Origin of the sequence: Streptomyces poonensis (assembly GCF_014650915.1) — a bacterium.
GTDB classification, from domain to species: Bacteria; Actinomycetota; Actinomycetes; order Streptomycetales; family Streptomycetaceae; genus Streptomyces; species Streptomyces poonensis.
This window is the reverse complement of the sequence record NZ_BMVW01000007.1, coordinates 104,514-118,324: the sequence shown is the minus strand read 5'-3', so window position 1 is coordinate 118,324 and position 13,811 is coordinate 104,514. Positions and strand designations below refer to the sequence as shown.

Annotated in this window: 11 protein-coding genes; 5 read left to right on the top strand and 6 right to left on the bottom strand. The window is 73.7% G+C overall.

From position 1 onward, the window contains the following. Positions 1-3 precede the first annotated feature (3 nt). Entirely contained in the window at positions 4-207 is a 204-nt protein-coding gene (locus IE242_RS19175; RefSeq protein WP_189860871.1) for a hypothetical protein, read from the top strand. Beyond that, positions 204-377: a hypothetical protein gene (locus tag IE242_RS19170; protein WP_189861298.1), complete on the top strand. Its 174-nt coding sequence runs from the start codon at positions 204-206 to the stop codon at positions 375-377. The genes IE242_RS19175 and IE242_RS19170 overlap by 4 nt, the downstream gene beginning before the upstream one ends. Here the strand turns inward: IE242_RS19170 and IE242_RS19165 are convergent. Together IE242_RS19165 and IE242_RS19160 are read right to left on the bottom strand one after the other, a co-directional pair. Continuing rightward, entirely contained in the window at positions 363-1,985 is a 1,623-nt protein-coding gene (locus IE242_RS19165) for a serine/threonine-protein kinase (RefSeq protein ID WP_189860869.1), read from the bottom strand. The two genes, IE242_RS19170 and IE242_RS19165, sit on opposite strands and share 15 nt — an antisense overlap. Positions 1,986-2,137: 152 nt before the next feature. Continuing rightward, entirely contained in the window at positions 2,138-2,986 is an 849-nt protein-coding gene (locus IE242_RS19160) for a menaquinone biosynthetic enzyme MqnA/MqnD family protein (RefSeq protein WP_189860867.1), read from the bottom strand. Positions 2,987-3,365: 379 nt separating this feature from the next. Here IE242_RS19160 and IE242_RS19155 point away from each other — a divergent pair, with 379 nt between their 5' ends. Continuing rightward, positions 3,366-3,569: a cold-shock protein gene (locus tag IE242_RS19155; protein WP_189860865.1), complete on the top strand. Its 204-nt coding sequence runs from the start codon at positions 3,366-3,368 to the stop codon at positions 3,567-3,569. 166 nt (positions 3,570-3,735) lie between these two features. Here the strand turns inward: IE242_RS19155 and IE242_RS19150 are convergent, their stop codons facing one another. Next, a complete protein-coding gene (locus IE242_RS19150; RefSeq protein ID WP_189860863.1) occupies positions 3,736-4,572 on the bottom strand; it encodes a hypothetical protein in 837 nt (278 codons plus the stop codon). 338 nt (positions 4,573-4,910) lie between these two features. On the opposite strand from IE242_RS19150, the gene IE242_RS19145 reads away from it, so the two are divergent. Beyond that, entirely contained in the window at positions 4,911-7,781 is a 2,871-nt protein-coding gene (locus IE242_RS19145) for an AAA family ATPase (RefSeq protein WP_189860861.1), read from the top strand. 73 nt (positions 7,782-7,854) lie between these two features. Here IE242_RS19145 and IE242_RS37790 read toward each other — a convergent pair whose 3' ends face one another. Next, positions 7,855-8,715: a GAF and ANTAR domain-containing protein gene (locus tag IE242_RS37790; RefSeq protein ID WP_229859130.1), complete on the bottom strand. Its 861-nt coding sequence runs from the start codon at positions 8,713-8,715 to the stop codon at positions 7,855-7,857. 317 nt (positions 8,716-9,032) lie between these two features. Here IE242_RS37790 and IE242_RS19135 point away from each other — a divergent pair, with 317 nt between their 5' ends. Beyond that, entirely contained in the window at positions 9,033-10,031 is a 999-nt protein-coding gene (locus IE242_RS19135) for an AraC family transcriptional regulator (protein ID WP_189860859.1), read from the top strand. Between the two features lie 33 nt (positions 10,032-10,064). On the opposite strand, the gene IE242_RS19130 is transcribed toward IE242_RS19135, so the two are convergent. Both IE242_RS19130 and IE242_RS19125 read right to left on the bottom strand, forming a co-directional pair. Continuing rightward, positions 10,065-11,954, bottom strand: coding sequence for an AMP-dependent synthetase/ligase (locus IE242_RS19130; RefSeq protein ID WP_229859166.1), 1,890 nt, complete (start codon positions 11,952-11,954; stop codon positions 10,065-10,067). Positions 11,955-12,473: 519 nt separating this feature from the next. Continuing rightward, positions 12,474-13,781: an acetyl-CoA C-acetyltransferase gene (locus IE242_RS19125; protein WP_189860857.1), complete on the bottom strand. Its 1,308-nt coding sequence runs from the start codon at positions 13,779-13,781 to the stop codon at positions 12,474-12,476. Positions 13,782-13,811 lie beyond the last annotated feature (30 nt).

The following is a 13,811-nucleotide window of genomic DNA, read 5'->3' as shown; positions in this document are numbered from 1 at the left end:
GACATGCCGGACCTTATCGTCCAACTCCTGACCTGGGTACTGAACCTCTGCCTGCCTCGCCCGCGCGGACGGCACCGCGCCGGACACCTGCCCGCCCCGCCTGCGTTCCTCGTCCCGCCCCCGCCGCCCCGTTTCACCGAGCGACTCGACGGGAGCGCGTCCGCCCTCGTGCGCCCCTACGTCCTCACCGTGGATGCCTGGGCATGACCCGCCGCCCCCTGCGCATGTGCGTCCGCTGCGGCTGCACCACCGACAGCCCCGTCCTGGTCCACGAGGTCCACGCCGCCACCGGCCCCGGCTTCAACGTCTACGCCTGTCCCGAGTGCGCTCCGCACTACCCGCCCCAGCAGGATCCGCTGGAGTCATTCGACCTTTGACATCCGCGCCTCCGGATCCCCCGCCTCCGCGTTGTCCGACACGTACGTCAGGTCGTCGCCGACGGGGGTGAAGGTCACCGTGTGCTCGCCGTCGGTGCACACGGAGCGGTCGTTCTCGCTGCCGACGCCGGACGCGACGAGCCGCCGCTCCGTGACCTTCTTCAGGATCAGTACGTCCTCGCAGACGCCGCCGATGGGGTCGGTCTGCCGCAGCGTCCCGACCTCCTCCCCCACGGCGACCTGGCCGAGCGTGACGCGGAAGGTGCCCATGGGCAGCGTGCCGGACAGGGCGAAGCCCTTGCCCTCCCAGGTCCCGAGGTACCGCTCCGGTACCGCGCCCGCGGAAGGGCTCGCCGTCGGGGCGCTCGCGGTCGGAGCGGTCGCCGCAGGAGGGTTCGCCTGATCGCTGCCGCCACCTGCCCCGTCGTCGTCGCTGCCGCCCCGCAGAAGGCCGGGCACGAAGGCCAGGCCCAAGGTCACTGCGGCACACGCCCCCGCGACCGCGAGGGCGACCGTGCAGCTCACCTTGCGCCCGCGTCCGTTCGCCCCCGGGACGGACGTGGCCGCCACGCTGACCGAGACCTTGCCCGCACCCTGCTCCCGCGGTTCCGGCGACATGACCGGCGGCGGCCCGAACACCCCGGCGGCCATGGGAGACCCGCCCTCCACCGACACCCTGCTGAACTCCACCGGCCCCGACCCCCGCGTCTCCACGGCCTCCAGGTTCAGCAGCTGTACGGCGCTCCGGCCCATCCGCTCCACCAGCGGGCCCGGCAGCCACCCGGCCGACACCGCGCGGGCCGCGCCCTCGGGGGCCAGCAGCCGGGCGACCTCACCGGGGCCGGGTCTCTCCCCCGGCTCCTTCCGCAGGCACCGTTCCACCAGCTCCCGTAACCCGCCCTCCAGCGAGCCGAGCTCCGGCTCCTCGTGCACCACCTTGTACAGCAGCGCGGCCGACGAGTCCCCCGGGAAGGGCGGCTCGCCCGTCGCCGCGTACGCCAGGACCGCGCCGAGGGAGAACACGTCCGCCGCGCCGGTGACGCCCTTGCCGAGGATCTGCTCGGGGGACATGTAGCCGGGCGAGCCGATCGAGACGCCCGTCGAGGTGAGGGACGCGGTGCCGTCCGTGGCCCGGGCGATCCCGAAGTCGATCAGCACCGGGCCGTCCACGGTCAGCAGGACGTTCGACGGCTTCACGTCCCGGTGCACCAGCCCCAGCGCGTGCACCGCCGAGAGCGCCTCCGCGAGGCCCGCCCCCAGGACGCGTACCGAGTGGGGCGGGAGCGGTCCGTGGTCCGCCACCGCGCTCGTCAGCGAGGGGCCGGCCGCGTACGCCGTCGCCACCCAGGGCACCGGCGCCTCCGGGTCCGCGTCCAGCACGGGCGCCGTCCACGCGCCGCCCACCCGGCGCGCGGCCTCGACCTCACGTCTGAAACGCGCCCGGAACTCGTCGTCCAGCGCGAAATGCGGATGGACGATCTTCACGGCGACGGTACGGCCGCCCGCGCTGCGCCCCAGGTACACGCGGCCCATCCCGCCCGAGCCGAGCCGGCCGAGCAGCCGGTAGGACCCCACGACCGTGGGTTCGCCGGCCTCCAAAGGCTGCATGGCGCCCACCCCTCCCCCGTCCGTCCGGACACCAGGACTGCCAGCAGGGTAGTGCGGGGCCGAATTCCGTCGCTCCGGAACAGCAGGCGAACAGCGGGGCGGGAGCACGCGGAATTCGGGGAGAATTCAGCATTCCGCCATGGACGCGGCCGCTACGGCCGCAGCAGCTCCACCTTCACGTCCGCCGGGAAACCGGTCGTCGGGCCCACCCGGCGCGCGAACTCGCTCACCGCGTCCAGCTGCGGCGGCCCGAAACGGAAATCGAGGGTGGTGAAGTACCGCTCCAGGACGGTCTCGTCGAAGGCCTCCCAGCGGGCGGCCTGCTCCGCGACCTTGTCGACCTCCACCAGGGACAGGTCGCGCGAGGCCAGGAACGCCTCGTGCACCTTCCTGGTGACCTCCGGCTCCCGCTCGGCGTACTCCCGGCGGGCCGCCCAGACGGCGAAGACGAACGGCAGGCCCGTCCACTCCTTCCACAAGGCGCCCAGGTCGTGCACCTGGAGGCCGTACTTCGGTCCGTCGATCATGTTGGCGCGCAGTGCCGCGTCACCGATGAGGACGGCGGCCTCGGCCTCCTGCATCATCAGCGCGAGGTCCGGCGGGCAGGTGTAGTACGACGGGCTGACGCCGATGTGCTCCGCGAGCAGCAGCTGCGCGAGCCGTACGGACGTGCGCGAGGTCGAGCCGAGGGCGACGCGGGCGCCGTCGAGCTGGTCCAGGGGCACCTTGGAGACGATCACGCAGGACATCACCGGGCCGTCGCAGCCGACCGCGATGTCCGGGAAGGCGACCAGATCGTCCGCGTGCCTGAGGAACTCGACGAGCGTGATCGGCCCGATGTCGAGGTCGCCCTGCACCAGCTTCTCGCTGAGCTTCTCCGGGGTGTCCTTCGTGAGCTCGAAGTCGAGGAGCGTTCCGGTACGCGCGAGCCCCCAGTACAGGGGCATGCAGTTCAGGAACTGGATGTGGCCGACGCGCGGCCGGGTGCGAGAATTGTCCACATCGCGAGGCTAGCCCCCATGGGGTACGGTGCACTTTGCAGGGTGGCTTTGGTGGCGCAAACCGGTGATTTTGCGGCGTGGCACCGCCTCCTTGCCGGTCACGGTCGCTATGGCACACGCCGTCACGAAGAGATCGACACGGGAGATCACCGTGTCAATCCAGCCTCGGAGACGTTCAAACGTCCGGGTGACGTGATCTTGACCTCTATTGCTTTCGGGTGCCCGCGTGCTAGGCTCGCCGCAAGTTGCAGTTTGGTTTCCCTTGCAGTACAGAGCCTGCGGAGCATGTGACCGCGGGCTCTCGTCGTTTTCAGACGCCGCACGTTTTTACGCTTGCAGGTTCTGGAGCAGGGCAACCCTTTGGGCCCAAGGAGGGCTTATGGCTACCGGAACCGTGAAGTGGTTCAACGCCGAAAAGGGCTTTGGTTTCATCGCCCAGGAAGGCGGCGGCCCCGACGTCTTCGTCCACTACTCCGCGATCAACGCGAGCGGCTTCCGCTCCCTCGAGGAGAACCAGCAGGTGACCTTCGACGTGACGCAGGGCCCGAAGGGCCCGCAGGCGGAGAACGTCACTCCCGTCTGAGCCTTCGCGGACCGCAGCCTCGCGCTGTGAGCCCCGTGCTCTGATCCGGAACCGATAGCAGTACCCAAGGAGCCCCGCGCCGTCCGGCAGCGGGGCTCCTGCCTGCTCTCGTCCCGCGCGAGGCGGTGTCGTCCGCCGCCGCCTCGCGCGGGACGCGCGCAGCGGCTCACCCTCGACGGCCGGGCACCCCCAAGCCGTGCCCAGGTACCCGGGTGCCGAGCGCCAGCGCCTCCAGGACCCGGCGCGTCAGCGGCTTCGGGGCGAGATCCGGTTCGAGGCCCTGGCCGCGCAGGAGGACCGTCAGTGAGGCCTGGACGACCTCGGCGCCCTCGGGTGCCACCCGTTCGGACACCTCGAACCACTCCATCGGCTCACTCCCCCGCAGCGACCAGCGTTCCAGCCGCACCCTGTGGTGATCCAGCCGTACGCCGCTCCAGCGCTGGGTGAGCACCGGTCCGAGGACGGCGAGGTCGCCCGGGCCGACGCGTACGTCGGCGCACTCGGCGAGGAAGGCCCGCTGCCGGCCGGAGAACGCCGTGGCCGGCGGTGCGCCGCCGGAGGTGACCGCCTCCACCGCCGTACGGCCGCAGTCACAGGCGAAGGAGGCCGCGAGGACGCGGTTCTCCCCCGACCAGTCGCCGCCCAGGCGCAGCGAGTCCGGGCCCTGCGCCCGGAAACCCAGCCAGTGTTCGGTGATGCGGGAGGTACGGCACGGCCGCAGCACGGCCGTGGCGTCCCCTCCCCCGCCTCGCCCACTCCCCACCCGGAGCCGCAGTGTCACCCCCGCGTCCATCAGCGGCAGTCCGGGCGTGGTCCGGGAGTGGGCGAGGGTCCCTGGGGTGTACGGGAAGTGCGTGACCGCCTCGCAGAAGTAGACGCGGCGCCGCGCTCCCCCGTGGTCCGGCGCCAGCGTCCTGAGCGCGGCGGCCGCGTCCGTGCCCGAGAACGTCACCCGGATCTCGACCGAGTCGAGCCGTGGCCGGTTCCCCGGGTCCGCGAACATCTGCCGTCCCCCTCGTCCGCCGCGATCTGCTTCTTCCCGTACACCGTGCCTCGTGCACCGGTGCCGTTCCACCGGTCCGCCGGTCGCTTCCCCCGGTTCCGCCGTCTCCCGCTGCCGCCGGATCCGCCGGTCCCTCACGACCTCCGAGGCATCCATGGAAGCCCCCCGGGGGTGGGGGGCGCTTCGGGGAAATCCCTATACCTGGGGACGGCCGGCGGCCCCGCGCCCGGCCGTCCGTACCGCCCCGGGCCGCCCGATTCCGTCCGTGTGCGCGCTTCTTGCCCGCTGCGGCGAGGGGCATGATGGGGAGCGGGCGGGTCGGCGCCAGGGGGTGACACATGCTGGAGCGAACTCCCGGAGCGGGCGACGGAACGGAACCCGGCAAGGGCGGGGGGACCGGCGGAACCGGCCGCTGCGGTGCGGGCCGGTGCGGCTCCGGGGGGCTCGTCGGCCGGGACCGCGAACGGCGGCTGATGGACGACCTGCTGGTCGCGGGCGGTGCGGGCGGGGCCGCGCTGCTGCTGTGGGGAGAGCCCGGCATCGGCAAGACGGCACTGCTGGACTACGCGGCGGGGCAGGCGGCCGGCCGCGGGGACCGCACCGTGCTGCGGGTCCGCGGCATCGAGACGGAGACCGTCCTGCCGTTCGCCACGCTGGGCGACCTCCTCACGCCCTTTTCGTCCCGTTTCAGGGATCTCCCGGGGGCGCAGCGGGCCGCCCTGGAGTCCTCCCTCGCGCTCGGCGGCGGCACCGACGACCCGCCCGGCAACCCGTACGCGGTCTGCATGGGCGCCCTGAACGCGCTCGCGGCCCTGGGCGACGAACGGCCCGTGGTGGTCCTCGTCGACGACCTGCACTGGGTGGACCCGTCCTCCCAGCGGGTCCTGCTGTTCGTCGCGCGCCGGCTGTCCAGCGAGCGGGTCGCCCTGGCCCTGAGCTCCCGCGAGGACCACGGCGAGTCGGGCACCCGCCGCAGCATCCCGGCGGTGGAGATCGGCGGGCTGGCCCCCGAGGACTGCGCGGCCCTGGTGCGCCTCGTGGACCGCGAGGTCAGCCCGGACGTGCTAGCCGAACTCTGCCGGATCAGCGGCGGCAACCCGCTGGCCCTGCGCCAGCTCGCCGCCGGTCTGTCGGAGGAGCAGGCACGCGGCGAGGAGCCGCTGCTCGACCCGCCGTCCCTCGGCCGCCACCTGGAGCGCGCCTGGGCGGCCCGGATCGACGGACTCCCCGAGACCGCCCGCCGCGCCCTGGTCGTGCTGGCCGCCAGCCGCTCCAAGGCCACCGGACCGCTGCGCAAGGCGCTGGAGGCGGCCGGGCTCTCCCTCGACGCGTTCTCGGCCGCCGAGGAGGACGGCCTGATCACGGCCGTGCCCGAGGGCCTGGACTTCCACCACCCGGTCCTGCGCCCGCTGGTCCTCGGCCGGGCCCCGCTCGCCCACCGCCTCGCCGCGTTCCAGGCGCTCGCCGAGGTCAGTACGGGCCCGCTGCACGCCTGGTACCGGGCGTCGGCGAGCGCGGGCCCCGACGAGCAGGCGGCGACGGCCCTCGCCGAGGCGGCACAGGAGGCCAGGCGGCGCAGCGCGTTCGCCGAGGCGGCGCTGGCCTGGCGCCGGGCCGCCGACCTCACCCCCGATCCCGCCTGCCGCGCCTGCCGCCTGCACCGCGCCGCCTCGGACGCGCTGCTCAGCGGGCTGCCGTCCGGCCCGCAGTGGTGCGAGGAGGCCCTGCGCATCACCACCGATCCGGTGATGCGGGCGGACATCCAGGGCCTGCTGGGCCGGATGTGCATGTGGAAGGGCGAGCCCGGCAGGGCGTACGGCCTGCTGCTGGACGCGGCGGAGGCCGTCCGCGGCGACGACCCCGTCCGCGCCTGCATGCTGCTCGCCGAGGCGACGGGTCCGGCCCGCCTCCTCGACGGCCATGTCCCGGCGGCGGTGCGCGTGGCCGAGGAGGCCCTGGCCCTGGCCCCGCCGGACGGCCCCGGACACTGGCACAGCCTCTCCGTCCTCGGTGCGGCGCTCATCCTGGAGGGCCGCACGGCGCAGGGCAGGGCGATGCTGGAGGCCGCCGACCGGCACGGCTCGGGCGACCCGGTGCGCGACCAGCAGGTGTACGCGCTGGCGGGCCAGGCGTGGAGCCGGGTGGAGGAGTTCGCCCGCGGACGCCGCCTGCTGACCACGGCCGTGGAGTCGGCCCGGCGGCAGAGCGCGGTGGGCGTGCTGAGCCACACGCTCGCCGTGCGGGGCGAGCTGGAGACCCGTATCGGCCAGTGGGCCTCCGCCGCCGGTGACCTCACCGAGGCCCTGCGCTGGGCGGAGGAGCTGGGCCAGCTGACGACCGTGAGCTACACGCTCTACGGCCTGGGACGGCTGGCGGCGCTGCGCGGCGACCGGGTCGCGTGCGAGGACCACGTGGCCCGCGCGCGCCGGGAGTGCGGGGCGTACGGCATCGGCTGCCAGGAGTTCCATCTGACGGCGGTGCTCGGCCTGTCGGCCCTCGCGTACGGGGAGCACGAGGCGGCCGCGGACCAGCTGGAGCAGACCCTCGCGCTCGCCCTGGAGCAGGGCGTCGGCAACCCGGAGGCCGTGCCGTTCGCCGCGGACCTGGCGGAGGCGCACATCCGCGCCGGTCATGACGCTCGGGCCGCGCAGGTGGTGGCCTGGCTGGAGGAGCGGGCCCGGGAGACGGACCTGGCCTCGGCCCATGCGGCCGCGGCGCGCTGCCGTGGCCTGATCGCCCCGGATCCCGAGGAGGCGGAGGCCTGTTTCGCCGCGGCCCTCGACGCCCACCAGCGCACGACGGGCCCCTTCGAGCTGGCGCGCACACTGCTGTGCGAGGCGGAGGTGCTGCGCCGGCACCGCCGTCCGGGAGCCGCCCGGGCCCCGCTCGTCTCCGCCCTGGCCGGCTTCGAGCGGCTCGGCGCGATGCCGTGGGCGCGGCGCGCGGCGAGCGAGCTGGCGGCCGCGGGCGGCATACCGGCGGCCCGGACGGCACCGGATCCGGGCGGGGCGCTGGACCGGCTCACCCCGCAGGAGTTCCAGGTGTCCCGGGCGGTGGCCCGGGGCCTGAACAACACGGAGGCCGCGGCCTCGCTCTTCGTCTCCCGCAAGACGGTGGAGGCGCATCTGACCCGTATCTACCGCAAGCTCCAGGTGCGGTCCCGGACGGACCTGACCCGGCTGCTGACGGCGGCGGACCTGCTGGACTGAGCCGGGGCCCGGTCGGTGGGACGCCCGGGACAGGGTGGAAAGGGGTGGATCGGTCAGGACACGGCGGAAACGCTCACGGGCGGGGACGGAGCAGGATCGGGGGAATGTCCCCCCGGACGACGTCGGCGGCGAGCTCGCCCAGTCTGCGCTGCCGGCTGCGGGCATGGCGGCGCAGCCGGTCGAACGCCTCGTCGAGGGGTATCCGCGCGCATGCCGACAGGACTCCCTTGGCCTGTTCGATCACGACCCGGCTGTCCAGCGCGGACCGCAGCTGGACGATGAGGGCGGACTGGTCCCACAGCAGCTTGCGGTGCAGCAGGCCGATCGTGGCGGCCGTGGCGAGCAGCTGCGCGCACCGTATGCCCTGCGCTCCGGGCGTTCCGTGCACTCCATTCACTTCATTCGCTCCGCCCGCTCCGTCCACTCCGTCCACTCCGTCCACTCCGTTCGAACAGCCCGAGCCATCCGAACCCTCCGTACGTCGGTCCGGCGGAACGGTGGTCATCAGGTCGAGGGTGCCGATCATCCGGTCGTCCCACCGCATGGGCACGGCGGCGACGGCGGTGAAGCCGGCGCGGACCGCGAGCGATGCGAAACGGGGCCAGCGGACGGCTCCTTCGGCCAGGTCGGTGAACCCGACGGGGGACCTGCCGCCGGCGCAGTCCGGACCGGGTCCCTCCTGCCAGTCGAGCTGGGCCTGCTCCAGTGCCTCGGTGACCCGGTCGGACGCGGTGGCCACGGCCGCCCGTCCCCGGCCGTCCAGCAGGGTGACACCAGCCGCCCTGACGGGCAGCAGCTCGCAGACCCGGTCGGTGAGGTGGCGCAGGAACTTGACGGTGTCGAAATCCTCCAGCGGCGGAGCGGTCAGGCCGAGGACGGTTTCGGCGACCTTCAGGTCGCGTTCGGTGATGGCCATGGCTGCGGACTCGTCCATCGAATGACGGAGGTGGCGTGTCGTCGTACGGACCGGCATCTACTCGCACATGCTCCCGGCACTCCACCCTTCGTGCGGCCATCAAGGTCGTCCATCGGGCAGACAATAGGCCCCAACTCGTACGCGCATGAGCCGCTGAGCACCCGCGGTGAGCCGAAAAACGCGATGGATCCCGCGCGGGGCACCATCGAGGACTACGGTCGACTCGACGCTTCGACCCACGGCCCCCACCCGGCCCCCTGGGCTTTCCGGGCTTCCTGCGGGCCAGCCCGCACTTCCCGCGGGCCTTCTCATCGGCACACCGGCAAGAGAACGACATGACACAGGCATCGGCTCTCCGTGCCCGGTCCGCCCGGCCGGTCCTCTTCCGCACCATGGAGCTGGAGGAGGTCAGGTCCACGATCGAGCAGAACTTCTACTCCCTCACCGTCGACCGGCTGCAGCCGGCGACCGAGATCAATGGCAGCATCGCGGTCACCAGCCTGGGCGGGGTCACGGTCGGCGCCTTCTCCTTCGGCGCGGATCTGCTCATGCGGTTCGGCGAACTGCCGGCCTACCACGTCGACGTACCGCTGAGCGGAACGCTGGACTGGCACCAGGGGCGCCACGACCCGCTGCGGGCCACCGCGGACCGGGCCGCGGTCTTCCAGCCGAGCCGTGACACGACGCTGGACCGCTGGAGCGGCGACTGCCGTCTCCTGGCGGTCAAGATCGAGCGAGTCACCCTGGAGGCCCAGCTGGAACAGCTGCTGGACGTGCCGGTCCGGACTCCCCTGGAGCTCGCTCCCACCATGGACATCTCCCGCGGTCCGGGGCTCACCTGGCTGCGACTGGCCACGCTGCTGGCCGGTGACGCGCACACGCCCGGCGGGCTGGCCCAGCAGGAGCTGGTCGCCGGCCGACTGCACGACGCTCTGGTGACCGGGCTGCTGCTGGCGGCGGACCACCCCTACCGGGAGACGCTGGCGCGGCCGGTCCCGCCCTGCCGCCCGGCCCCGGTCAAGCGCGCGGTCGACGCCATGGAGGCGCACCCGGAACGCCCGTACACCGCGTCGTCGCTCGCCGCGGTCTCGGGTGTCAGCGTCCGGCGGCTGCAGGAGGGTTTCCGGCAGCATCTGGGGATGTCGCCGATGAGTTATCTGCGCCGGGTACGGCTGATCCGCGCCCACGAGGAGCTGCGCTGGAGCGAGCCCGGCCGGGTCACCGTCTCCGATGTCGCCTACCGCTGGGGCTTCACCCACCGGAGCCGGTTCGCCGCCGCCTACCGGCGGCGCTACGGCGTCCCGCCCTCCACCACGCTCCTCCACGCCCCCTGAGCGCCCCAGGCCGGGCCGGGACGAGCCGGATGCCTACCGCGCGTACAGGCCCTCGATCACGTCCGCGAAGTCGCGTGCGACGGCGGCGCGGCGGATCTTCATGGACGGGGTCAGATGGCCCGACTCCTCCGTGAGGTCGGCGGGGAGGACGGCGAACCTGCGGATCGACTCCGGGCGGGACACCAGCTTGTTCGCCTCGTCGACCGCGCGCTGGAGCACGGCCAGCAGCTCCTCGTCGTCCGCGACGAGCTCCGGCGGCACCGGGTGCTTGCCGTTCATCCGGCGCCAGTGGTTGACGCCCTCGGCGTCGAGGGTGAACAGACAGCCGATGTACGGGCGGCCGTCGCCGACGACCATGCACTGGGAGATCAGCGGATGGGCGCGCAGCCAGTTCTCCAGGGGTGCCGGGGCCACACTCTTGCCGCCCGCCGTGATCAGCATCTCCTTCTTGCGGCCGGTGATGGTGAGGTAGCCCTCGTCGTCCAGATGCCCGAGGTCCCCGGTCGGGAGCCAGCCGTCACGGGTCGCCGGGACCATGCCGCCGGCCTGCGGGTCCCAGTAGCCGCGCAGCACCTGCCCGCCGGACACCAGGATCTCGCCGTCCGCCGCGAGCCGTATCCGGGTGCCGGGCAGGGGCCAGCCCACCGTGCCGAGGCGCGGCGCGAGCGGGGGTGTGACCGTGGCGGCGGCGGTGCACTCGGTGAGGCCGTAGCCCTCGTAGATGTCGATGCCGGCCCCGGCGTAGAAGGCGGCGAGGCGCCGGCCCAGCGGGGAGCCGCCGGAGACGATGTGGCGGAGCCGGCCGCCCATGGCGCCCCGGATGCGGCGGTAGACGAGCGAGTCGTAGAAGGTGCGGGCCGTCTTCAGACCGGCGTTCGGGCCGTCGCCGGTGCCCAGCCGGCGCGCCTCCACGGCCTCGCCGTAGCGCCGGGCCACGCCCGCCGCCCGGTCGAACGCCGTGGTCCGGCGGGCCGCCTCGGCCTTGGCGCGGGCGACGTTGTACACCTTTTCCAGCATGTACGGGATGGCCAGCAGGGCCGTCGGCCGGAAGCTCGCCAGGTCCGCCATGAGGTCCTCGGCGGTCAGGCTCGGCGCGTGGCCGAGCCGTACCCGCGCCCGGACGCAGGCGATGGCCACCATGCGGCCGAAGACGTGGGACAGGGGCAGGAAGAGGAGGATCGCCGCCTCCTCCTTCGTCCGCGCCTTGAACACCGGGTAGAGCAGCTCGATGGCGTTGTCGACCTCGGCGAAGAAGTTGCCGTGCGTGAGGGCGCAGCCCCGGGGGCGGCCGGTGGTGCCGGAGGTGTAGATGACGGTGGCGAGCGAGTCGGGGCCGAGCACACCGCGCCGTACGTCCACCTCCTGGTCGGGCACGTGCGTGCCGGCCTCGGCAAGGGCGTCCACATGGTTCTTCTCGATCACCCATACATGCCGCAGGTCGGGCAGGCGCGGCAGTTCCGGGCCGATGGCGGCGGCCTGCGCGGCGGTCTCGGTGACGAGGACGACCGCGCCGGTGTCCTGGAGGATCCAGCGGATCTGGAAGACGGAGGACGTCGGATAGACGGGCACGGTCACCAGGCCGGCCGCCCACGCGGCGAAGTCCAGCAGCGTCCACTCGTACGTCGTACGGGCCAGGACGGCGATCCGGTCGCCCGGCGTCAGCCCTTCCGCGATCAGCCCCTTGGCGACCGCCAGCACCTGGGCCGCGAACTCGGCGGCCGTCACGTCCGTCCAGCGGCCGTCGTCCCCCCGGCGGCTGAGGACGGCCCTGCCGGGCTCGGCCCCCGCGTTCTCGAAGGGCAGGTCGGCGAGCGAGCCGTGCGTGACCGGCGCGGCCAGGGGCGGCACGTACGCCTCCCGCACCACGCCGTCCAGCCGCCGGAGCTCGGGCGCCACGAGAACCGGTGCGGAGTCGTCGTACATGGCCGAGGTGACCGGCGGGACGGAGGACTGGACGGGCGACGGTCCGGAGGACGGATACGCGGAGGAAGAGGACGAAGGCATGAGGGACACGAGCGACTCCTGTGGCGTGCGGTGACGCGGTGCTCTTCCGCACGGCGTACGGGCCTTGGGGTGCGGGCCGCTGCGCCGGCGGGGTCCGGCGGCGGCCGCCGCACTCGGGGCGGGGGGATCATCACCGGTCAGGACCGGATCGTACGGCTGCCTCGTGAGGGTGCTGTGGGTGTTCGGCGGGGTTACGGCACCGGAGGTGTGCAAGATCGGCGGCCGCTGCGGCCGGAATCGCCGCCGGTGGCGGTATGGTGAACGATTCTCAGCTTCGCCGGGCTTCCGGCGGTCGTGCGGGACCCTCGCGCCCCACGGGGCCCCGCACAACCCTCTCGCGCCGTCACGGTCCGTGCGCCCTCCCGACGACGGGGACCGTGCGCCGGGTCTCCGGGTACCCCCTGCCTACGCGTCAAAACCGGGCCCGCACGCGGCAGTTCACGGCCGTTCCAGGATCGCCGTCACACCCTGCCCTCCGGCCGCACAGACCGAGATCAGTCCGCGGCCCGGCGCGTCCCGTTCGGCCAGCAGCCCGGCCAGGGTCGCGACGATACGGGCGCCCGTCGCCGCGAAGGGGTGCCCGGTGGCGAGGGAGGACCCCGCCACGTTGAGGCGGGCGCGGTCCACGGGGGCGAGGCCGCGCTGCTCCCAGGCCGCGAGGGTGGCGAGCACCTGGGACGCGAACGCCTCGTGGATCTCGACGAGGTCGAAGTCCTCGATGCCGAGTCCCGCCCGCTCCAGCATGCGCGGAACGGCGTACGCCGGTGCCATCAGCAGGCCGTCCGCACCACCCGCGACATCACCGCCCGGGCCCGCGAAGTCGACCGCGGCCGTCTCGTACGCGGTCAGGAAGGCGAGCGGCGCAAGGCCCCGCGCCTCGGCCCACTCCTCGCTCGCCAGCAGCACGGTCGCCGCGCCGTCCGTCAGGGGCGTCGAGTTGCCCGCCGTCATGGTCGGCCCGGGACCATCCAGCCCGAACACCGGCTTCAGCGCGGCGAGTTTCCGCACGGTCGAGTCCGGCCGCAGGTTCTGGTCCCGGTCGAGGCCGCGGAAGGGCACGACCAGGTGCCGGAGGAAGCCGCGTTCGTACGCCGCCGCCAGCCGCTGGTGGCTGGCGGCGGCGAGCTCGTCCTGCGCCTCGCGGGTGATGCCCCACGCCCGCGCCGTGACGGCCGCGTGCTCGCCCATCGACAGGCCGGTGCGGGGCTCGGCGTTGCGCGGGATGTCGGGGACCAGGTGGGAGGGGCGGATCCGCGCCAGCGCCTTCAGCCGGGCGCCGGTCGTCCTGGCCCGCCGGGCCTCCAGGAGGATGCGGCGCAGCCGGTCGTTGACGCCGAGGGGCGCGTCGCTCGCCGTGTCGGCGCCGCCCGCGACGGCCGACTCGGTCTGCCCGAGAGCGATCTTGTTGGCGGCGGCGATCACGGCCTGGAGCCCGGTGCCGCAGGCCTGCTGGACGTCGTACGCGGCGGTGCGCGGATCGAGCTTCGAGCCGAGGACGGTCTCGCGGGCGAGGTTGAAGTCCCGGCTGTGCTTCAGCACCGCCCCGGCCACGAACTCGCCGACCGCGCCCGGCTCTCCGAGCCCGTACCGCTCGGCCAGGCCGTCCAGCGCCGCGGTCAGCATCTCCTGGTTGGACGCGGTGGCGTACGGCCCGTCGGAGCGGGCGAAGGGGATACGGACGCCGCCGATCACCGCGACGCGGCGGGTGGTCAGTGCGGCGGGGCTGACCGGCTTCCGTGAACTCATCTCGACCTTCTCCTGCCCGGCGACTACTCG